Consider the following 22421-nt stretch of genomic DNA (forward strand, 5'->3'; position numbering starts at 1 on the left):
CTCGCTCCCACGGTTTCATGCTGGCGGAGCGTCGTTGGCCGACACCGGCGCATTCGCTGCGTTGGGTCCGGGAATATCATTGCCCGTGCTGCGCAGGACCAGGTCCTGCGGGCGCAACAGCGGAATGTTGGCGCTGCGCAAGCGGGCCAGTACATCGAACAGAAGATCACTACGCACGTTGCCCACGTCGCGCGGGCTGCCCACATAGGCGGTCGCCACGAACATCATGGCAGTGCGATCCACGCTGTCGAGCTGCACGCCCGGCGCAGGCGTGGCCTGCACGGCGGGATGGCTTTTCAGTGCGTCCAGCATCAACGTGCGCGCCGCCGCGGCGTCGGTATCCAGTGGCATCGGCAGCTTGATCTGCACGCGGCCCTGCGGATTGGCCAGCGTCATGTTGCGCACCGGCTTGGTGATGAACGACGAGTTCGGCACGATCACAGTGGAGCGGTCGCCCATCTGAATTTCGGTGGCGCGCACATTGATGCGGCGAATATCGCCCTCGGCGTCATCCAGCACGACCCAGTCACCCACTTTCACCGGACGCTCGGCCAGCAGGATCAGTCCGGAAATGAAGTTCTGCACGATGGCCTGAAGGCCGAAGCCGATACCCACCGACAACGCACTGGCCACCCATGCGATGTTCTGCACGCTGAGGCCCATGATGAACAGCGCCAGCGCAAACACCAGCACGCCGCCGGCATAACCGAGCAGCGTGGTGAGCGAACTGCGCATGCCTGCATCAAGGCTGGTGCGCGGCAGCCACTTCTCGGCCATCCAGTTCTTAAGCACACGGATGGCGAGCAGGCCGAGGAAGAAGATGCCGATGGCGCCGAGAATGCGTCCGGGCTGGATGGCAAGGCCGTACACGTTGAGGCCTTCCACCTTGGCGCCCAGCGCCACGATGTCCGAAGCGCCCGCGCCGAAGCCGGTCATCACGGCGCTGACACCAAACAGGAACAGCGCCAGCCGTGCCACACCAGCAAGCAGCACGCCCGCCTGATCCAGCAGCTTCGGGTCCATGCCGAACGCGGCCTGCGCGCGTGCACTCATCGGACCTTTTTCCGAGAGCAGCGTTTCAAAAAGATCGTCGGCGACACGCATGGCCAGATACGCCGCGCCCACCACAATCGTGGTCCAGATGATCTGGCGCGACATGAACAATGCAAACGCGGTGTAACCCGTCATCAGGCCAATCCACGAAGCGACCACGCACAGCGTGGCTGCGGCAATCATCACGCTGGCCCACACCGGGCGCGGCGTGGCAGGCGTGCCATCGGCGGCAATACGGTGCGTGCGGCTCAGGCGCACCAGCGTCAGCGTGATCAGTGCGGAAAGCACTGCGGCATGCAGGAAGCTGGTGATGACGGTGGCCGAAAGGCTCGCCCCCATCGTGCGGTTCACCTGCTTCAGGAACTCGAAGATCACCGCTGCCGTGGCGATATAGAACGGGATGCGGCGCAGGCGGTCGGCGGTTTCATCACTGAGCGCAGGCAGGCGCCAGGAAGGTCGTTTCGGCGACAGCAGTGAGCGTCCGAGGCCGGCCATGAACGCGCCGAAGAAGATCAGGCGAACGAGCGTCTTCGCCAGTTCATCCACATCGTCCGTCAGCGTGCCGTTCCAGTTGATGCCCTGATAGATGAGCTGCGCGCCCAGACCCGTGGTGAACGTGGACAGGAACGTGATGGCCAGGGCCATCGCCGAACGACGCAGGCGGCCTGCCGGCATGCGGTCAGTGGTAAGCCGGAACACGCGGCGTTCGAGATACCAGCGAACCACCGTGATAAGCAGGATGCCGAGGATGGAGCAGATAAAGAAGGGCAGGCGGTTGCCTGCCTGGAAGTCCAGTGCGAGATCGTTGCGGACGTCCGTCGCCAACGTGCTTACGCTGGCGCTGTCGCGTGGCAGCGCTTGCGTGATGTCTGTCCAGAATGCTTTGGAGAACGGCGAGTTCGTTCGCTTGGAAATGGTTTCCTGGAAGCGCGTTCGCCGCAGATCGGACAGTTGCGAGAAGAGCTGGGTGGAATCGAGTGCAATCGCATCGGCCTGTTTGACCTGGCCGTCTGCGCTGTCGAAAGCCTTCTGTGCATCTTTGCGCTGCGCTGCGAGTTCCGGTGCCTCCTTGGTGGCACCCGTGGGCGCCGGGCCAAGCTGGTCAAGACGCGCCTTGGCAGCATCGCGGTTCGGTTGCAGTGATACAGACAGCTTCTGCGCCTGCGTCTGGACGTCCGTCACCTTGTTGCGCAGATCGTCGATCTGGCTGTCGGTGATGTCCGGGGCTTTCGCGCTCGTCTTTATCTGGGTGACCTGATTGCGCAGATCATCCAGCTTCTTGTTCGGATCATCGTCCTGAGCGAACGCCGTGCCAATGAAGGCGAGCAGCACCAGGCCGAAGAAAATTCTTAGAAGTCGCATGGGTTGCATCGTGATTCGTTGCCGATGAGGGGGCGGGCAGGGCAGGTCGCTTTGTGCGCCATGGTCGGTGAACATCGCGTAAGGTGCCTATCTTATGCGGCATTGCAGCGTTGCTGGGCCGTGGTGTCGCGGCTATCCTGCCGCCCCTCTTACCGCAGCGGAGTCCGTGATGCGCAAGAAGCTGGTCGCAGGAAACTGGAAAATGCACGGTTCGCGGGCCATGGCCCGGGAGCTGGTGGACGCCATCGTGAAAGACATGCCCGAGGGCGTGGACGTACTGGTGTGCCCGCCTGCCGTGTATATCGGCGAACTGGCTGCCCGTCACGCCGGAACGGCGCTGGGCGTGGGCGCGCAGGATTGCTCCGAGCATGCCGGGCAGGGAGCCTATACCGGCGACGTCTCGGCGCAGATGCTGGCCGACGTCGGTGCCACCTGGGTCATCGTGGGTCATTCCGAGCGCCGCCAGCTTCATGGCGAGCCGGACGACATGGTGGGCCGCAAGTTCGCCGCTGCCCTGGCCACCGGGCTGACCCCCATCGTCTGCGTGGGCGAGACCCGCGAGGAGCACGAGGCTGGCCGCGCACATGAAGTGATCGAGCGTCAGCTGGGCGCCGTGCTGGCCATCAATGGCATTGAAGCCTTCCACAAGGGCCTCATTGCTTATGAGCCGATCTGGGCCATTGGCACGGGTCTGACGGCCTCTCCGGACAAGGCGCAAAAAATTCATTCATTCATCCGTAGCCAATTGGCAAAAGAGGATGCTAATATTGCTCGTCTGACCCGGGTGCTTTACGGCGGAAGCGTCAAGCCGGCCAATGCGGCCGAGCTGTTCGCCCAGCCGGATGTAGACGGGGGATTGATCGGCGGGGCTGCGTTGGCTGCTTCCGATTTCCTGGCGATTTGCGCCGCGGCGCGTTAACTGGCGCGACACGGCAAGAGAAGACATGTTCATCATCTTTAGCGTTTTCTACATTCTGATTGCCGCTGCGATGATCGTGCTGATTCTCATGCAGCGCGGTGCCGGCGCCGATGCAGGTTCCGGTTTCGGTGGCGGCGCGTCCGCTACGGTATTCGGTGCACGCGGTTCGTCGAGCTTCATGACGCGTGCCACGGGTATCCTGGCAGCACTGTTTTTCGTACTCAGCCTCGGCATGGGTATCTATCTGGGTCGTACTGGCAATCCGCAGCCGGCCGCAGATCTCGGCGTGATGTCCGGCCTTGAAACGCCGAAGGCACCCGCCGCAGGTAACACCCCGGCAGCTCCTGCCGCGGCAGACGTCCCCAAGGCGGCTCCCGCAGCAAACGGCGACGTCCCGGCAGCTGACCCGGCCAAGAAGTAAAAGCAACACCGCAACACCAACAGATTTGCCCAGATGGCGGAATTGGTAGACGCACTACCTTGAGGTGGTAGCGACTTAGGTCGTGGGGGTTCGAGTCCCCCTTTGGGCACCAATGCAAGATTTCAAACTGTCCAAAGCAGTCCGAGATCGTAGATAACCCCGCGTAAATGCGGGGTTTTTTATGCCTGTATGTCTAGGTTTGTCTAAAGAGATCCAGAGACGTCCAGAGCCTTTGGGTACAATTTTGGGTATATTTCTTCTCGTGTGTACCCAAATAGGTCTCAAGCCATGCCGCGCCTTGCAGCTCCACTGACTGAGCTTCAGATTCGCAAAGCCAAGCCCAAGGATCAGGCGTACTTCCTGTCTGACGGCAATGGGCTTGTGCTGTGGATCAGTCCTGTTGGACTCAAATCCTGGCGGGTGCGTTATCGCCTTGCCGATGGTTCGCGTCCCGCTCCGGCAACCATCGGCCACTATCCCGAAATGTCTCTGGCCGAGGAGCGCATCAAAGCCGTCGAGGTGCAACGGAATGCCAAGCAGGGCAAGTCCACGGCAGGTGTTCGCAAGGTTCGACAGGAGGCTGCTGTCGCTGATGGAGTTGAGCAAGAGACGATCGCGCAGGCGAAAGCCGAGATCGAACATGCATCCTTCCGCGCGGTATCTGGGCGTTGGATGGCCGAAAAGCGGCCTACTTGGGCTACTGAGACCTACCGAAAGGCTCGCCTAGTGGTGGACTCGTATCTGGTCCCTAAGTTGGGTGATCAGGATATGCGCAAGCTAGAGACAAAGGACGTTCGTCCGGTGCTCGTAGAGATGGCGAAGGACACCCCTCAACTGGCACGTAAGGCACGCCAGTATCTGGGGAGTATTGTTGACCACGCTATCAACGATGGACTTCGGTCAGATGAAAGTCGGCTCAGGCTTGACCGAATCCTGCCGAAATATCGTAGTGGTCACATGCCAGCAGTTACGGACAATGACAGCAAGCTCGGGGAAGTCATGGAGGCCATTCATGCCTACCCTAATCGCGTTGTGCGCGCGGCATTAATCTTGGCCGCTTTGACGGCGATGCGTTCTGGTGTGGTGGCTAGTGCCCGATGGGAGGAGATTGACCTGGAGGCGGCGGAGTGGCGGATTCCGGGTATGAACCCTGATGGCACTAACCGCATGAAAACAGGTCAGGACTTCAGTACCTCGTTACCAGAGCAAGCACTCGTGGTTTTACGCGAGATGTACGAGCGCCGCGTGGACGGTGAATACGTCTTTCCGCCCCAAGGTCGGCAACATTCTCCGCACCTTAGTCGGGATACCTTGAGTAAGGCGTTGCGTGAGATGGGCTTTCAAGGAGAGCACACAACCCATGGTTTTCGGGCGTCGTTGCGCACACTCGGTCGCGAACGCCTTGGCATTGATGTGGATGTTCTGGAGGCGCAGCTCGCCCATGCGCCAAAAGATGAAGTGGAAGCCGCTTACGCACGCGTGAAGTTTCGCGCGAAGCGACGCGAAGTCATGCAACAGTGGGCGGACTACTTAGATCAGCTTCGTGTGTGTGATGCGCTTCATTCGGTGAGGTAACGAACAGAGTTTCTGGATTCATCATGGCTCATTTATGGCGAGCCCCTCCCTAACTTCGGTGCACGCCATCTCGCTGCTTCTAAGTTGCTGATGCATAAAGGGTTGGTTGGGGTTGCTTGATTTTTATTGGGATGCCTTGCAGTTCCAGCGATAATCCAAGCCTGTTTTGCAACTTTGTGCCTGGACCTCATAGTGGAGACCACCGCGCGCCGGATCCACGGACGAATTGATGCGCCTAGCTATATGCCTGACGGTGGCCGACGCTACTTACTCGCTAGGAGCATTTCCAACGATGAGCGTCTTGGCAGATGGATTTCGTGAAGGGCGGTAGCACCACTCTTCGCAAGTGCGACTATTCTCAGGGGAATTGGGGGGGCGGATGGACGTTTTTTCGCTGCGAGAACAGCTGATCGGGGATTACAGTCGGTTCGCCCGCTCATTCACAACAATCCTGGCGGAAGATCTCCGTCGTGGTGTCGATGACGCCTATTCCAGCGGGCGTTATTGGCCAGATCCGTTGATCCAGATCAACCCTCGCTACAAGCAAGGACGCTCAACTTCGGATCTTGCTACGGCTGCCGAACTCCACCCGCTTACGGCAACACTCTTTCCGATCGAATTGTATCGCCACCAGGAACAGGCCATTGCCTTCGGCTCCAAAGGCGAGAGTTTCGTCGTGACCACCGGCACTGGGTCCGGCAAGTCGCTTTGCTTCTTTTTGCCTATCGTCGACGCCGTGCTTCGTGCCAAGGAGCATGACAAGACGCCGCGCACTCGCGCCATTGTCATCTACCCGATGAACGCACTGGCGAACAGCCAGCGTGAGGAGTTGACCAAGTTCCTGGGGGAGGGTGGGCCTGTTACGTTCGCGCGCTACACAGGTCAGGAAGATCAGGATGAACGCGAGCGAATCAAGGATAACCCTCCCGATATCTTGCTGACGAACTTCATGATGCTGGAAATGCTCATGACTCGTCAGTCGGATTTGGATACGCAGGTCATCCGCAATTGCAAAGGATTGCAGTTCCTAGTCTTAGACGAGTTACACACGTATCGGGGTAGGCAAGGCGCTGATGTCGCCATGCTGGTCAGACGCGTACGAGAGCGCCTGGCACCTGACCGACTTCAGTGTATTGGTACATCGGCCACAATGGCCTCGGGTGGTACGCAGCAGAATCAAAACCAACAGGTGGCTGAGGTAGCGTCCACCCTCTTCGCTACCGCAATCCCTGCGTTCAATATTGTTACCGAAGATCTGGACCGAGCGACCGACCCAACCAAGACAGCAGACTCCGTCGCGGGGGAGCTTAGTGCGGCGATAGATGCAGGCGTTGGACACGACGTCAGTGATGCCGAACTCCGCAATAACGCGCTCGCGATTTGGGTGGAGACACGGCTTGGTATCACCAGGACCCAGGGCCATAAATGGGTTCGGGCTAATCCGGTCACCGTTGCGAAGGCGACGGAATTACTTGCTAGGGAATCGGGTTGCGACGAAACAGAGGCGGGCAAAGCGCTGCGTGAGCTGCTGTTGACGGCCGCCATTCCAGAATGCAATCGTCGTGGACGCAAGGGAGGCAATGACCGTGCATTCTTTGCTTTCCGCCTGCACCAGTTTATCAGTGGTGCTGGAGTTGTTTACACGACGCTCGATTCCTACGGTACACGTCCCGTGGAACTGGAAGGGCAACAGTTTCTTCCGGCTGACCCGCTCAAGCGGCTGTACTCGACATACTTCTGCCGCACCTGTGGTCAGGATTACCACCCGGTGCGCTTGCGTCGTGAGGACGGCGGCCAAATGCTGCTCGCGCGCGATATCGACGATATGCCTCGCCAAGGAGACCGTGGCGAGGAGGGTACGGACGCAGATGACGATGCACAAGGCGAGCGTTTGGGATTCTTGCTTGGGGATCCCCGTCCCGGTGATCTGGAGTTCACTGGACGCGTCGACGATTACCCGGAGTCTTGGATCGAAACACCTGCGTCGGGCGAGCCGCGCCTAAAGCGATCGCATAGGCATCTTGAGGTGCGGCAAATCCTGGTGGAGTCCGATGGCCGTGTCGGAAGAGGAAGGGTGTACTGGTTTCTCCCAGGCAAGTTCCGATTCTGTCTCCAGTGCCGGGACGTTCATGGTGCGCAAGGCAAGGACATGAACCGCCTGGCCGCGCTCTCAGCCGAGGGCCGCAGCTCTGCCACCACATTGCTGACCACGAGCGTTCTGCGTTGGATGCATGGGCCGGCGGCAGAGGGCATTGATTCGGACAAGCGCAAGCTGCTGGGGTTCACTGACAACCGCCAGGACGCGGCGCTACAGGCGGGGCATTTCAACGATTTCACTTATGTCACGCTCCTACGCGGAGCAATTTTTCGCGCGTTGCGAGAGGCTGGCGCGGCAGGACTATCGGACAGCAGTCTGGGTGCGGCGGTAAGGGCCGCACTCGGATTTGATCGTGATCTCGCGAGTGGAGAAGACCCTGGCGATAGCCATCGGCGCGAATGGCTTCAGGATCCTGCGGCTATAGGACGGGATCTCGCTGAGGCGCAGGAGACTTTGCGGTTCATCCTTGCGTATCGCACTTGGTACGACCAGCGCCGGGGTTGGCGTTATACCAACCCGAACCTTGAAGAGCTTGGTCTGCTGCGTGCGAGCTACCGGGATCTTCCGGAGCTATGCGCCGATGCTAGCCGGTTCGCAGACGCGCCTCCATTGCTGCGAAACGCATCAGCACAAACCCGTGAGGCTGTATTCCAGCAGTTGTTCGATTACATGCGCACTGGTTTGGCTGTTGATGCTGCTGCGCTCGATCAGCAATCATTGGCGCAGAGCCGCGAGGAATCACTCCGCTTGCTTCGCGATCCGTGGGGGCTCGGTCGAGAAGAGCGTCCGCTCGGCTCACGCTGGCTATTCTTGCAACCTCCATCTAGCCAGGCGCTGCGGGGGAAGGATGAGGACCTGATCCTGCGAGGCGGCTTGCAAACTCGTCTTGGCAAGACTCTGCGCAACTCAAAGCTGTGGCAAGACACCCACGCATCTACTCTGAATCGTAGAGATTACCAAACTCTATTCGAAGCCATGATCCGCATCGCCCAAGCGGGCGGCTTCATTCGCAGGGACGAACACACGCTCTTCAACGTGCCCGGCTATCGACTCAACGCTGGACGTATTCGATTTTTGGCTGGAGAGGGAGGCGGTGCGCGCGCGAACGATTACTTCATCGCCCAGTACCAGGCCGTGGCCGATGTTCTGGCGCAGCAGGACCGCTCGTTGTTCGTTCTGGAAGCGCGTGAGCACACTGCCCAGGTAGCTTCCGATCTACGTGCTTTGCGAGAGATTCGCTTTCGATTTGGTCCCGTGGAGCAGGTAAAGCTGACCAACGAGTTGAAAGCTGCATGCAAGGAACAAGGAGAGCCTAACCGCTTCCTGCCAGTTATGTTCTGCTCGCCTACCATGGAACTCGGTGTAGACATCTCCGCACTCAATGCGGTGTACCTACGCAATGTTCCGCCCACACCTGCTAATTACGTTCAGCGCGCTGGACGTGCGGGGCGCAGCGGTCAAGCTGCGTTGGTTGTTACTTACTGCGCTGCGCGTAGCCCGCATGATCAGTACTTTTTCCGCGACCCGACCGGAATGGTACATGGCGTCGTCAAGGCCCCGCTGTTGGATTTGGCCAATGAAGCTCTGATCCGCAGCCATCTACAAGCGGAGTGGTTGGCGGCCACTGGACAGGCGCTGGATACCTCCATTGCGAACGTCGTGAATCCAAGCTTGCCCAACGCGCCGGTCCGGGATGCCCTAACTGCTGCCATGCGTACGGACGAGGCCACGCGTGTTGCGACAGAGCGGGCGGAGCGGATCCTGTTGGCTATGGAAGATCACCTCGACGCCACCCGCGCTCCTTGGTACCCGGGGGCAGGCACCTTTGCCCAGCAAGTAGCGACCCTGGCTCCGTCCGAGTTCAATGCCGCGTTCAACCGCTGGCGTGATCTACTGAGCTCTGCGGAGCGGCAGAAGCGATTGGCGCAGGCCACGCTGGATAACTACGCGATTACCGATCGCCGTGAGCGCGACGATGCTAAACGTCGTCTGCGCCAAGCCATCGATCAGATTGACCTGCTATTGCATGGAAAGGATTCCCTATCTAGCGACTTCTATACCTATCGCTACCTGGCCACTGAAGGGTTCCTTCCAGGGTATAACTTTCCGCGCCTTCCGCTCATGGCGTATGTGCCGGGACGGGCTGACGTGCGCAGCGGCAACGTGTTCCTCCAGAGGCCGCGCTTCCTGGCGCTCTCCGAGTTCGGTCCGCGTAGCCTTGTCTATCATGAGGGCAGGGCGTATCGAGTCGTACGCGCACGCATCGCGTTGTCTACGGCCGATCAGGCGACTGCAGGCGGCTTGCTTTCAACCCGGGCCGCACGTGTTTGCGCGCATTGCGGCGCGGGACACTTCATGACTCACTGGAACGATTGTCATTCCTGTGGCATGCCGCTATCCGATGCTCATCAGATAAGTGGCTTGTATCGAATCGAGAACGTTGATACCGAGCCGGCCGAGCGAATTACCGCCAACGACGAAGAGCGCCAGCGCCAGGCCTTCGAGTTGCAGACCGTATTCGAGTGGAGCGTCCGTCAGGGACAAGTGGACGCAAGCACGGTTCTGGCACGCGATGGTGAAGGCGACATCCTCACGCTCCGTTATGGGCCTGGCGCCACCATTACTCGTATCAACAAAGGCCTACGTCGTCGCAAGAATCCCAGCCAATTTGGTTTCTCTATCAACCCGCGTACCGGTTGGTGGGTTAAGGAGGAGGTTGAAGATGACGGCGATGGGGGCAATGACGACACGCTGCCGCCGCAGCGGATCGTGCCCTTCGTCCAGGACAATAAGAACGCCCTGCTGATGCAACCGCATGGCGAATGCTCACAGGAGACGCTAACAACGCTGCAGCATGCGCTCAAGCGTGGAATCGAGGCAATGTATCAGTTGGAAGAGGCTGAGCTATTGGCTGAGCCGCTGCCAGACAGTCGTCAGCGTCGGGGCGTTCTGTTCTACGAGGCTACAGAGGGCGGTGCCGGAGTATTGACACGACTTGCTAGTGACCCAGACGCGCTTGCGCAGGTCGCTCGCCAGGCCTTGCACGTGATGCACTACGACATTCCCGCTGAAGGGCCAATGCCTGCGCTGGAGGACGTCCAGGATCAGCAAGAGGTGCACTGCGTCGCTGGTTGTTATCGCTGCCTGCTGTCCTACTACAACCAGCCCGACCATGAGCTCATCAATCGACGTGATTCGGAGGTCCTTCGCCTGCTGTGGCGCCTGACCCGGGTGAGTACGTCACTGCAGCCATCGTCCGGCACTCCGGCACTGCCCCTGGAGCCTCCGGCAATGCCTGGATGGGCCGGACAGTGGCAAGCAATGCGCGCCCAACATGCAGCTGACTTGCCGTTACCGGCCACAGCTGAAGTCAGTGCACAGGTGATCCTACATTGGCCGGATCACTATGCCGCCGTGGCGCTGCCAGATACTCCGCGCGAGCTACAGGCTGCATGGGAAGACCGCGGCTACAGCTTCATTCGTTTTCCTGTCGACATCGATGCCTGGCCGCCGCTGTTCAGGCGTCTCGGTCGGTTGCTTGGCTTCTGACGTATCACCAAATGAATACACCTATCGCCAACTTCACTCCCGGCTCCTTGGTTCATGCACGTGGTCGCGAGTGGATCGTGCAACCCGGTAGCGTTGCGCCTCTGCTACGCCTGCGTCCACTGTCGGGCAGCGAGGACGAAAGCGCCATCGTCCATACCGAGTTGGAGCTTGGCATCGGCTCTGCGCATTTCCCCAGACCCAATCCGGTCCAGGAAGGTAGCCAGCACGACGCCATACTGCTCGCCGATGCTTTGCGCATGGCGCTTCGCCGAGGCGCAGGCCCGTTCCGCTGTTTCGGCAACATCGCCGTGGAGCCGCGCACGTACCAGCTCGTGCCGCTGCTGATGGCACTGCGGCTGGATCCCGTGCGATTGCTGATCGCCGATGACGTGGGCATCGGCAAGACTATCGAGGCGGCACTGATCGCCCGCGAGCTGTTCGATCGCGGCGAAATCCAGCGTATGGCAGTGCTCTGTCCGCCGCACCTGGTCGAACAATGGGTGCGCGAGCTTAACGAGCGCTTCCATCTGCCCGCAGTAGGGGTTACGGCAAGCAGCGCCGCTCGTCTTGAACGTGGTTTGCCGATTGGCGATTCCATCTTTCATGCACACGCCTTCACCGTGGTCAGCCTGGACTACATCAAGTCCGATCGACACCGTCACGATTTCATTCGTGCCTGCCCGGAATTCGTGATCGTTGATGAAGCACATACTTGCGTTAGTACTGGCCAAGCCCGCCAGCAGCGCTTCGAGTTGTTGCGCGAACTGGCCAACGATGACGAGCGCCACCTAGTACTGCTCACGGCAACTCCGCACAGTGGTGACCAGGAGGCTTTCTACAGCCTGTTGGCCCTGCTTAAGCCAGAGTTTGCCGAGTTCGCCACGGCTAGCGGGGACAGTAAGGACAAGCTACGCGAACAGCTTGCCCAGCATTTCGTGCAACGCCGGCGGCCTGACATTGACGAATGGCGTGACGGAAGCATCTTTCCCCAGCGTGAGACCGCAGAGCTGCCCTACCGACTGACAGGGGAATGGGAGCACTTTTTTCAGGACGTGCTCGACTACTGCCGTGATGTAACCCAGCGCGCTGGCGACGACGCCCGCCGTCAACGTCTGAGTTTTTGGGGGACCTTGGCCCTGATGCGCTGCGTGGCCTCCAGCCCTGCTGCCGCCACGCAGGCCCTGAAGACCCGCTTGGCGGCTGAGCAATTGGACAACGCACCGCAGGAAGTGTTGGAAACTCTGTTCGATGGTAGTGAGGACGCCCTGGACCAGGACGATGTGGTACCAGCTGCTGATACGGGTGACCCCGCCCTGCACGCATTGTTGGCCCAGGCCTGCACGCTGGCCGGCCAGGATGGTGATCCTAAGCTGCGTCTGCTTACAGAGCATCTGAAGCAGCTAATCGCCGAAGGCTTCAATCCGGTGGTGTTCTGCCGCTACATCGCTACTGCCAACTATCTGCGCGAGCATCTGGATGGCAAGTTTCGTGGCGTTACAGTGGATGTGGTTACCGGCGAATTCCCGTCTGAAGAGCGCGAGCGTCGCGTCGAGGCACTAGGCGAAGCAGAACGCCGACTGCTGATCGCCACCGACTGCCTCTCTGAGGGCGTCAATCTGCAGGAGTACGTGGATGCTGTGGTCCACTATGACCTGTCCTGGAACCCCACCCGTCATGAGCAACGCGAAGGCCGTGCGGATCGTTTCGGACAACCTAGTCGCAAAGTGCGCGCCACGCTGATGTACGGAGCTAATAACCCGGTTGATGGCGCAGTTCTACAAGTGATCCTGCGCAAGGCAGAGAAGATCCGACAAGAACTGGGCGTTCCAGTGCCGTTGCCTGACGATGACCATACCCTGACTCAAGCCCTAATGAAGGCGGTGATGTTGCGCAGTGAGCGCGCTGGCGGCCCTCAGCAGAGTTTCGATTTCGATCAGTACGAGGAAAGTCGCGAACTGGATGTGCGCTGGACGGATCTAGCTGAAAAAGCTAAGCGCAACCGCACTGTGTTTGCGCAGCGCCGCCTGCGTCCTGGCGACGTGATTCCCGAATGGGAGCGTATGAAGGCCGTACTTGGCGCCAGCGATGACGTGAAGCGCTTTACTACTCAGGCCATGGCCCGTCTTGGCGCCGGGTTGCTGTTCAACCCGAAGCGTGGGGCTACTGCGCCATTGTCCGCACTACCGCAAGCGCTACGTGAACGCCTGGAGAGCGCGGGTCTGAGCGGCAACATTGGTATCGATTTCAGTCAGCCGCCCAGTCCTCGCTGTCGCTATGTCAGCCGTAGCCATCCACTTGTGAGTATCTTGGCCGACGAACTGTTGGAGCGGGCCGTTAGCGGCGAAACTCGCGACAACCAACAGCTGGCCACACTAGGGCGCATCGGCGTGTGGCGCAGTCCGGCGGTGGACAGCGTCACTACTGTGCTGTTGCTGCGTCTGCGCCACCAGATAACGACCACTCGTTCGGGTCGCAGCAGCGTGTTGCTTGTAGAGGAAGCGTTGCCCGTGGCCTGGCAGGGGCGTGCCAGTCCGGCCGAAGTGCAAGGCGAGCAGCTACTCGACTGGCTGCAGGCGCCGGCCACCGGCAACCTGCCCGAGCCAGTACGCCAGCGCGAGATGCAGGCAGTTCTAGGTCTACTGGACGAACGTCGAGAGTCACTGGAGCAGATCGCGGACACCCAGGCAGAACGCCTGCTGGCCGATCATAGACGTGTTCGTGAGGCTGCCGACGCTCGTGGCCGCTACGAGGTGCGTGCTCTCAAGCCGGTGGACGTAATCGCCGCATTCGTGCTGATGCCCGGAGGTGCTGGGTGAGTCGCCGTTATGCAGCTTTGGAGTTCGATGCCATACAGATCGAGGGCGGGCTGCTGCCTGCTGAATGGTTGAGCAGCGTCGCCACGCTGAAGGTTGCTCATCAGGCGCCGGCGGACTATGGCATCCCTCGAGGCCTAAATCTTCGCGATGAGTTGGGACGCTATTGGCGTATCGCTCAGGCCCATTGGAGTGATTTCGCCGCGGCCCGTGAACGGGCTGAGGATCCACACGGCCTTGCTGTCCGCTTCCTTCAAGCGCTGTTTCGCGATGTTCTAGGTGCCACGGATCTGACATCACATAACGCGCACACGGAAATCGCTGGGCGCGACTATCCCATCACCGCCAGCGCCCGCGAGGGCCGAATGCCATTGGTGGTGGCCGTGGCCGGTCAGCGGCTGGACGAACGTCACCGTCGCTATGGCGACGGCATTCGTCAGCGCAGCGCCTTCGGGCTGCTTCAGGACTATCTGAATGCGTCGGATGCGGCATTGTGGGGTGTGGCAAGCAACGGAAGCGTGCTGCGCTTGGCGCGCGACAATGCCAGTCTCACCCGGCCGGCATGGATCGAAGCAGACTTGGAGCGCATCTTTGCCGAGGAGCGCTACGCCGACTTCTCGCTCCTTTGGTTGCTAATGCATGCCAGTCGCTTCGGCAATCCCGATGCGATGGTGCAGCATTGTCCGCTGGAAGTCTGGCGGGAGGCCAGCAAAGAGCAGGGTACACGCGCACGCGACCAGCTCCGCCAAGGCGTGGAGCAAGCACTGGCTGCTCTCGGCCAGGGGTTCCTAGCCGAACCCGCCAATCAGCCACTGCGTGATGCATTGGCCATTGGCGAGCTCGGCCGGCATGCCTACTTCCAGCAACTATTGCGCCTGGTTTATCGGCTGATCTTTCTCCTGACCATTGAGGAGCGCGGCCTGCTGCACCCGATGGGTGCCGATGCGAATGCCGTAAATCTGTACGCGGACGGCTACAGCCTGCGTCGTCTTCGCGAGCGCGCTCGCCGCCGCCGCGCGTTCGATCGTCATGCGGATCTGTGGGAAGGCTTAAAACCAGTTTTAACCGGTTTGGCCCATGGTCAGTCACTGCTGGCGCTGCCGGCCTTGGGTGGTTTGTTTGCCGAGGACCAGTGTTCGGACCTTGATCGCAGCATGCTGAGCAACAGCGCGCTGTTGGAAGCGATTGCAAAGCTTGGCTGGATGCGCAGTGATGGTAGTTTGACCCGTATCAATTGGCGTGACATGGGCCCGGAAGAGCTGGGAAGCGTTTACGAAAGCCTGTTAGAGCTGGTACCGGACATTAGTGCTGATGGTCGCGTGTTTCGCTTCGCTAATGCTGAAGAATCCAAGGGCAACGCTCGTAAGACGAGCGGTAGCTACTACACGCCAGATTCGCTGGTTCAGGAACTCTTAGATTCTGCGCTGGAGCCGATCATTAAGCAGCGCATTAGTGGTGCGGCAGATCCTGAGGCCGCGCTCCTGTCCATCACCGTATGCGACCCGGCCTGCGGTAGCGGCCACTTCTTGCTTGGCGCCGCGCGCCGGCTGGCTACGCGCTTAGCTCAGCTCCGTGCGCAGGGTACGCCCAGCGGCGAGGATTTTCGCCATGCCCTGCGTGATGTCGTCACCCATTGTATCTTCGGGGTAGATCGCAACCCCATGGCTATCGAGTTGGCGCGCATGTCGCTGTGGTTGGAGGCCATGACACCGGATCGTCCGCTCGGTTTCCTCGATCACCACCTGCAGTGCGGTGACGCGCTGCTGGGCCTGACCGATCTGTCTGCATTGGAGCAGGGTGTCCCCAAGGGGGCTGTCAAGGTGTTGCCTGGCGACGATAATGCGGTTTGTAAAACGCTCGCCAAACAAAATGCGATAGAGCTGAAAGATCTGGAGCGAAAGCGAACAGCCCAGCAGTTCGGGCAGCGTGATCTGCTCGGCTTACGCACGGGCGGGCTTGATAAATTGCGTGCTTTGGAAGCACTGCCAGACGCTACGCTAGTAGAGATAGCGGCCAAACAAGCTGCTTGGCGAGCTTTTGCGGAGGAGGTTTCCGATAGTCCGTTGCGCCACGCGGCGGACATGCTGCTGGCTGCTTTTCTGTTACCTAAGGTCAAAAAGAATCGCGAATCCGTTCCAACTACAGGCACGGTGGTATTGGAGCTCTTGGGCGAACACGCTGCGCCGGGTCATGCGGGAAAACGTGCCGCCGCCAGTGAAATCTGCGGTGCAGGCCGCGTCCTGCACTGGCCACTGGCTTTCCCACTGGTACATGCTGCTGGAGGTTTTACCTGCGTGCTGGGAAATCCGCCCTGGGAGGTATCTCAATTGGGCGAAGAAGAGTTCTTCGCTTCCCGCGATACACATATCTCATCACTCTCTGGCGACAAACGTAAGAAAGCAATTGCGAGACTGGAAGAAGATAACCCGCGCCTCTGGAACGAGTTTGTTGAAGAGAGCCAGCGTGTTGCTGCATGCAACGCATTTTATCGTGCAGGTCGTTATCCACTTACGGCAGTCGGAAAGCTCAACACATACTCGTTATTTGCAGAAACCATAAGTCAATTAACTGCGAAGCAAGGGCGAGCTGGCTTCATCGTTCCCACGGGCATCGCCACTGACGACAGCACTAAAGTCTTCTTTGCCGATATCACCCAAAACGGTCGGCTGGTCAGCCTGTACGACATCGAAAACCGGGAGGCGGTGTTCCCTTCTGTGCATCGCAGCTACAAGTTCAGCCTCCTTACTTTAGGCGCAGCGGAGCGTGCCGAGTTCGTCTGCTTCGCTACCCAGGTGGCTCAGCTCGGCGACTCTCGCCGTCGCTTCAGCCTCACGCCCGATGAGTTCCGTCTAATCAATCCTAATACGCTCACCTGCCCAATGTTTCGCAGCGAGCGCGATGCCGAGCTGACCAAGAAGCTCTATGGTGTTGCACCGGTTTTGATTGACGAGAATTGCGCCGATGGCAACCCCTGGGGCATCACTTTTTCTCAGGGCCTATTCAACATGACCAGCGATAGCCATTTGTTCGCCGGTGAACCGGGCGAAGGAATGCTGCTGCTGTACGAAGCCAAGTTGATTCACCAGTTCGATCACCGCTGGGCTACCTATACCCAAGATGGCAACAGCCGTGATGTCACCATCGCCGAAAAGTCCGACTTAGACTTTTCGGTCATTCCGCGCTACTGGGTGGCGGAGCGGGAGGTTGTGCAGTCCCTATCGGACAGGGGATGGACGCATCGTTGGCTTATGGGCTGGCGTGACATATGCCGATCTACCGACGAACGGACGGTTATTGCTGGCTTAGTGCCATGGTCTGGCGTTGGGCACACACTTTCTCTTTTCATGACGGGGCAAAAGCCTGAGCGCGCTGCCGCGCTGTTAGCAAACCTCGATTCTCTTACGCTCGACTATGTCGCTCGCGTCAAAGTAGGCGGAACGCACCTTACATACGGCTATCTGAAGCAGTTTCCCATTTTGTCACCCAGTCAATACACCGACGCTGACATCGCCTTTATCGTTCCGCGCGTGCTTGAACTGACCTACACCGCCCACGACCTGTCCTCTTGGGCGCGCGATCTCGGCTACAGCGGCGTACCCTTTAAATTCGCTCTCGACCGTCGGGCTATCGTTCGTGCCGAACTGGACGCGTACTACGCCCGCCTCTACGGTCTCACGCTCGATGAACTGCGCTACGTCCTCGATCCTTCCGATGTAATGGGGGTTGAATATCCGAGCGAAACCTTCCGCGTCCTTAAGGACAGGGAGCTCCGTGAGTTCGGTGAATATCGCACCCGCAATCTAGTGCTTCATGAGTTCGGCCGCATGACGCTTGCTGAGGGAAATGGCGAGCCGTACGTCAGCCTCTTGAATCCCCCTCCCGGCCAGCAGGCAATGCCGGCCTATTCGTCCCACGGCATCATCCGTGACGGGACTGATGCACGGTTGGCCGGATTACTGATTGCCATGATCAGACAGCATGATCATCTGTCGCGCCGTCAATTGACTGATGCAATGACCATCGCAGCACAATCGAACGTGCTGAACGGCTTGGTTGATGCACAAGACGCGGCTTTCGTTGTCGAGTTTAAAAACAGGCATCTTGGGATCTTCGAGACTGGCCGGCTGTCTGGTGAACGTATCCAGGGCTGGCTGCGTCATTACGAATCGACTGGCGTGATACGGACTGACTCAATACAGCTGCTCGCGGTCCAGGGTATTGATCTCCCCGACGACGTGGTAGTCGATGAGGATGCGGTTCAGGTCGCGAAGATTTTGATGAAGGCTGCATCGCAAACCTCCGGGAGTACGCCAGCAATAGATGGTAAAGAATCGACTGATATCTCAACGAAACGTGCCTGAATGATGGAGTAGGAGAATGGAGCAGCTGATCCAGCATCTACCAAAGGACAGGCGAACCCCCCGCCTATGGTTCAAGCAGCTTTCCATTTTCTCGGAACCCGATACCTCGAATATTGTCAGGACCGTGCCCCTAAGGCGCGGGCTTAACGTGGTGTGGGCGAAGGAGCCAACTGCAGGCAGCGCAGTCGGACTCCACGCCGCGGGTCACGGTGTTGGCAAGACATCACTATGCCTATTGCTCCGTTACTGTCTTGGAGATCAGTCAAAGACCGTAAACGAGCTACGCGATGAGCTGTATGGTGAGCTCCCAAAGGGCGGCGTTATCGCAGTGATGTATGTAGAAAATCGACCGTTCACACTGTGTCGCTACTTCAATTCCCACAAGGATGGATTTGTTTTCGCTGGCGAAGGTGCGGAGAACTTTTGGGATCGGGAATCCGAAAGTAGCGACCGGGATTTCCTAAAGCGCTTGGCGAATGACATCGTGAGTTCAGTATCGCCGTCCAACATTCCGGATACAGGTCAAGCGATTGAATGGAGGCATCTCCTGGCGTGGATCAGTCGTGATCAGGGTTCGCGATTCAAGTCGTTCTTCACCTGGCGTGAGGGGGAGGGCTCAGGTCTACAGCGTAGCCGCCAAGATCCCCCCATTGTCATGCGGGCGGTACTCGGACTTGTGGATCAATCCGAGTCGCAGCTTATGAGCCGGATCGCAACTCTGCAGCAAGAGCTTTCACAGGCATCGCAGAGAGCGAACGAACTGCGCCGAGAGCCGGCACTGATACGGCGACGCATCGAATCCAATTTGCGAGCAATGGGGGGTCTTCCCGACGACCTACCCATCCGCACCCCAGATCTATTCGGAGATTCAGTGGAGGGCCGAATCAAGGTTGCAAGCGATGAAGCGTCACATCGTCTTGCACAGTGGGAACTGAAACAGGAAAAGGCAGATCAGGATCTAGCTGAGGTCCGCGCAGAATTGAAGTTGCGCCGCAGTGAGAGTGAGCGCGCCAGCGCTGAGTACGAATTTGCAGATGCCGCAAGGCGCAGGGATGAGGACGCATTTCGGTCAATTGGAGAAAGGCTTTTAAAGCTTAGGAACCTATCTGGGCACTGCGAAGAAGGTAATGTCCCATTTTCGACTTGCCAGTATGTGCAGGCCGAGATCCGCATTCTTGAACTGAGTAGCCTGCGAGATCAGCGCGATAAGCAGGGTCTGCAAAAACTGATGGATGAGTCTGCGGGGAGGGCTGTTGGCACTTTAGCTCGCAAGAATGAAATGGGATTGACAGTTCAGGCGCTGGAGCAACAGGAGGAGTTACTTAAGCAGAGCTTGAATAGGGTCAGGACGGCAAGACGTACAGCTGAAATCGAAGCTAACAAATGGCCAGGCTTAATGGACGAACTTGCGCGTTGGGATGGCGCAGCAGGCTCTGCAAAGGCCCAAGCTGAAATTGATGCGGCACAAGCCGAGATAGACAGAGTCGGAAGTGAGCTCGACAGCGCCCGCACGCAGTTAGCTTTGTTGCAACGAGGCAAATCTGATCGGGAAAAGGCATTGGTGTCCATAACAGACGCTTTGACACAGACCTTGCTTCCGGACGGCGCATTCGGTGTCTTTGACCCGCGCGATGAAGATCGCCCGTTTCGCCTTTCAATGCGGGGTGGAGAGGCCTATCGGGTATTGGAAGTACTGTTGGGCGACATCGCTTGTATGCTCGATAGCGCGGGATCAGGGAGCTCTCACCCCGGTTTCCTAATTCATGACTGCCCTAGAGAAGCAGATATGAGCATTGGCTTATACGAGAACTTCTTCTCATTGATGAATGAGCTGGAAAAGAATGGGTTCGCAGGAGCTGAACCGCCATTTCAATACATCGTGACGACCACTACGCCGCCTCCTGCCAACCTGCAAGATGGCGTGGTGCGCCTGGAGCTCGATCCCAGTTCCAACGAGGGACTGTTGTTCGGTCGCCGTTTTGGTGCGGAGCAAAATTCGGTTCTGGGGCAGGGCAAACAATAATGACGGTATTACCGCTACCGCCGCTCGTTGCGAAGGCGCTGACCGACAGTGGCTATGATCTGATTTCATCGCAGGACGATGGTTGGTTGGCTGCTGTGACCAGCGGATCTCGAGAGACGGTACTGGTACAAGTCGTAGGGGAGGGCGTCTTACTGGCGTTGCCGGAGGCGGGCGCTGCTGCGATGATCGGCCTGGAGATTTCAGATCGGGTGCCGCCTACGGGGATGGCCAGTATCGGACTGGCAAGAGGTGCTCCCCATATCTACGAAGCGCTGCGCGTACTTCATACCCTGCTAGTCCATCCAATTGCCGTGCTGTCAGCTCAGGTCGAGACGCGTTTGGCAGCAATTCCCGAAACGGAACGAACGCGCGAAGTTCGCCAGCGCATAGGGCAGGATGTATTTCGCGAGGCGCTCATGGACTTGTGGCAAGGGCGCTGCGCCGTAACTGGCCTAACGCTTCCGCCGCAACTGCTGCGGGCCAGCCACGCAAAGCCGTGGGCCAAAGCCACTCATTCTGAGCGCCTAGACCCCTTTAATGGCCTTCTCCTGTCTATTCACTTGGACGCGATGTTTGATGTGGGTTTGATCGCCTTTAGCGATGAGGGATTACTGCTGTGCTCGCGCCATCTCGATGATTCGGTGCGGCGTCATTTCTCAGTTTCGGATGGGCAACGGCTTCGGACACATAGCCCAGGCCACATTCCGTATCTCGCATGGCATCGTGAGCACGTGTTCCAAGGAGCGTAGTCACTAGCGGGATGTGGACTGCGTCCGGTTTCACAGACACGGAGTTTAGGTGGGATGATGAACCGGAGGTAGTTTATGGGAACACGAAGGACGTTCAGTCGCGAGTTCAAGCTTGAAGCGGTGTGACTGGTTAATGAGCGCGGTGTAGCGGTGGCGCAGGCGGCCCGTGATCTGGGGCTGCATGAGAACGTGCTGCGCAAATGGGTACGTGAGCTGGTGGCCGATCCCCAGCAGGCGTTTCCCGGGCAAGGGCAGATGAAGCCCGAGCAAGCGGAGATCGAGCGACTGAAGAAGGAAGTCGCCAAGCTCAAGATGGAGCGCGACATCCTGAAAAAAGCCGCGGCCTATTTCGCCAGGGAATCGACGTGAAGTTCGGCTTCGTGGCGAAGCACCGAGGGGCCTGGCCGGTGGGATTGATCTGTGAGGCGCTCGGTGTCTCGCGCAGCGGGTTCTACGCGTGGCTCGTTCGGCCACGCAGTCAGCGCCCATGGGATGACGAGGTGCTGGGTCAGCTGGCGCGGCAGAGCTTTCTCGATAGCGATCGGACCTACGGCGCGCGCCGTGTCTGGCGCGATGTGCTCGAAGCGGGACATTGGTGCGGCCTGCATCGCGTCGAGCGGCTGATGCGCATTCAGGGGCTACGCGCTCGACCACGTCGACGTGGCTTGCCCATCGACCGAGGCGAGCGACTCCGTGGAGCGATCGCGCCCAATCTGCTTGATCGACAATTCCAGGCGACCGCGCCGAACCAGAAGTGGGTCGCCGACTTCACGTACCTGTGGACCGCGGAGGGTTGGCTGTATGTGGCCGCCGTGCTGGATCTGTACTCGCGTCGCGTTGTCGGCTGGTCGATGCAGTCGCACACGTCTTACCTCACCATCGTCGGTTTGCATGGCGCACCAGGCATGAGGAGCCGTTGGCTTGCAGCAATGAAGCGGCTGCAGGACGAGGGCGGCCACTCGCGCCGCCCTTAAGCCCATTGACCAAAGAGCGAACCCATCCGAGCATGAGGCATGGCCACAACACCCATCCGCGAACAGGTAGAAGCACGGTTCCATGCCCAGTGGCCCAGTATGCGGCCGGATCTCCGTGAGCGCGTGGTCGCCTTCCTCTTGGGGGTGTTCGATCGTTACCTCCAGGAGCACCTGGACGACCCGCACTTCATCAACGAACTGCTGTCGCCCAAGCCCGGAGTTTTCCGCCAGCGGTTGAGCGAACTGCAGATGGCCGAGTGGCTGTGGCGCAACGGCTTCAGTCTGACGAGCCCGGCGAAAGGCCATGGGCCAGACTTTCTCTTGCAGAAAAGCCAGCACCGAGCCTGGCTGGAACTGTATACGCCAGAGCCCCAGGGCATCGACCTGCTTGACCTGACGCCACCCGTGGCTAGCGAGTTCCGGGTGCGTTGAAGCGTCCTCGTTGGTTCGAGCCAGACGGAAGTAGAGTTTCCCATCCAAGGAGCTCTATATGAAGAAGTCGAAGTTCAGCGAAGAACAGATCG

Annotated in this window: 10 protein-coding genes, 1 tRNA gene and 1 pseudogene; 11 read left to right on the plus strand and 1 reads right to left on the minus strand. The window is 59.2% G+C overall.

All coding sequences use genetic code 11. The features are described from left to right. Window positions 1–15 precede the first annotated feature (15 nt). Entirely contained in the window at window positions 16–2424 is a 2409-nt protein-coding gene (locus FHW69_RS16760) for a DUF3772 domain-containing protein (RefSeq protein ID WP_183424248.1), read from the minus strand. A 160-nt stretch (window positions 2425–2584) separates the two neighbouring features. On the opposite strand from FHW69_RS16760, the gene tpiA reads away from it, so the two are divergent. From tpiA to FHW69_RS16815, 11 genes and pseudogenes are all read left to right on the plus strand, one after another. Then, window positions 2585–3334, plus strand: a complete 750-nt coding sequence (gene tpiA, locus FHW69_RS16765) for a triose-phosphate isomerase (RefSeq protein ID WP_183424249.1) — start codon at window positions 2585–2587, stop codon at window positions 3332–3334. A 25-nt stretch (window positions 3335–3359) separates the two neighbouring features. Beyond that, on the plus strand, window positions 3360–3755 hold the full coding sequence (secG, locus tag FHW69_RS16770) for a preprotein translocase subunit SecG (RefSeq protein WP_183424250.1): 396 nt from the start codon (window positions 3360–3362) through the stop codon (window positions 3753–3755). A gap of 27 nt (window positions 3756–3782) precedes the next feature. Beyond that, window positions 3783–3867, plus strand: a tRNA-Leu gene (locus FHW69_RS16775). A gap of 176 nt (window positions 3868–4043) precedes the next feature. Next, a complete protein-coding gene (locus FHW69_RS16780) occupies window positions 4044–5330 on the plus strand; it encodes an integrase arm-type DNA-binding domain-containing protein (protein ID WP_183424251.1) in 1287 nt (428 codons plus the stop codon). A gap of 379 nt (window positions 5331–5709) precedes the next feature. After that, window positions 5710–10977 (plus strand): DEAD/DEAH box helicase, encoded by a 5268-nt coding sequence (locus FHW69_RS16785; RefSeq protein WP_183424252.1) that lies wholly within the window; start codon window positions 5710–5712, stop codon window positions 10975–10977. A gap of 11 nt (window positions 10978–10988) precedes the next feature. Continuing rightward, the gene (locus FHW69_RS16790; protein ID WP_183424253.1) at window positions 10989–13793 is read left to right on the plus strand and encodes a helicase-related protein; all 2805 of its coding nucleotides are present in this window, start codon (window positions 10989–10991) and stop codon (window positions 13791–13793) included. Next, the gene (locus FHW69_RS16795; RefSeq protein WP_183424254.1) at window positions 13790–18151 is read left to right on the plus strand and encodes an N-6 DNA methylase; all 4362 of its coding nucleotides are present in this window, start codon (window positions 13790–13792) and stop codon (window positions 18149–18151) included. Before FHW69_RS16790 ends, FHW69_RS16795 begins: the two co-directional genes overlap by 4 nt. A 16-nt stretch (window positions 18152–18167) precedes the next feature. Then, entirely contained in the window at window positions 18168–20174 is a 2007-nt protein-coding gene (locus FHW69_RS16800) for a hypothetical protein (protein ID WP_183424255.1), read from the plus strand. Beyond that, the gene (locus FHW69_RS16805; protein ID WP_183424256.1) at window positions 20174–20923 is read left to right on the plus strand and encodes an HNH endonuclease; all 750 of its coding nucleotides are present in this window, start codon (window positions 20174–20176) and stop codon (window positions 20921–20923) included. Before FHW69_RS16800 ends, FHW69_RS16805 begins: the two co-directional genes overlap by 1 nt. Before the next feature lie 126 nt (window positions 20924–21049). Next, window positions 21050–21780 (plus strand): annotated as a pseudogene (locus tag FHW69_RS16810) (IS3 family transposase); the annotation flags it as partial. 156 nt (window positions 21781–21936) lie between these two features. Next, window positions 21937–22329 (plus strand): hypothetical protein, encoded by a 393-nt coding sequence (locus FHW69_RS16815; protein WP_183424257.1) that lies wholly within the window; start codon window positions 21937–21939, stop codon window positions 22327–22329. The last annotated feature ends 92 nt before the right edge of the window (window positions 22330–22421 follow it).

Origin of the sequence: Luteibacter sp. Sphag1AF, from assembly GCF_014192715.1 — a bacterium.
In the GTDB taxonomy this organism is placed as follows: domain Bacteria; phylum Pseudomonadota; class Gammaproteobacteria; order Xanthomonadales; family Rhodanobacteraceae; genus Luteibacter.

What these genes read in the sequence shown, in the direction of transcription:
- secG (WP_183424250.1), top strand. Translation starts at nt 3,360, where the DNA reads ATGTTCATCATCTTTAGCGTTTTCTACATTCTGATTGCCGCTGCGATG.
- FHW69_RS16785 (WP_183424252.1), top strand. Translation starts at nt 5,710, where the DNA reads ATGGACGTTTTTTCGCTGCGAGAACAGCTGATCGGGGATTACAGTCGG.
- FHW69_RS16815 (WP_183424257.1), top strand. Translation starts at nt 21,937, where the DNA reads ATGGCCACAACACCCATCCGCGAACAGGTAGAAGCACGGTTCCATGCC.
- FHW69_RS16800 (WP_183424255.1), top strand. Translation starts at nt 18,168, where the DNA reads ATGGAGCAGCTGATCCAGCATCTACCAAAGGACAGGCGAACCCCCCGC.
- FHW69_RS16780 (WP_183424251.1), top strand. Translation starts at nt 4,044, where the DNA reads ATGCCGCGCCTTGCAGCTCCACTGACTGAGCTTCAGATTCGCAAAGCC.
- tpiA (WP_183424249.1), top strand. Translation starts at nt 2,585, where the DNA reads ATGCGCAAGAAGCTGGTCGCAGGAAACTGGAAAATGCACGGTTCGCGG.
- FHW69_RS16760 (WP_183424248.1), bottom strand. Translation starts at nt 2,424, where the DNA reads ATGCAACCCATGCGACTTCTAAGAATTTTCTTCGGCCTGGTGCTGCTC.
- FHW69_RS16790 (WP_183424253.1), top strand. Translation starts at nt 10,989, where the DNA reads ATGAATACACCTATCGCCAACTTCACTCCCGGCTCCTTGGTTCATGCA.
- FHW69_RS16805 (WP_183424256.1), top strand. Translation starts at nt 20,174, where the DNA reads ATGACGGTATTACCGCTACCGCCGCTCGTTGCGAAGGCGCTGACCGAC.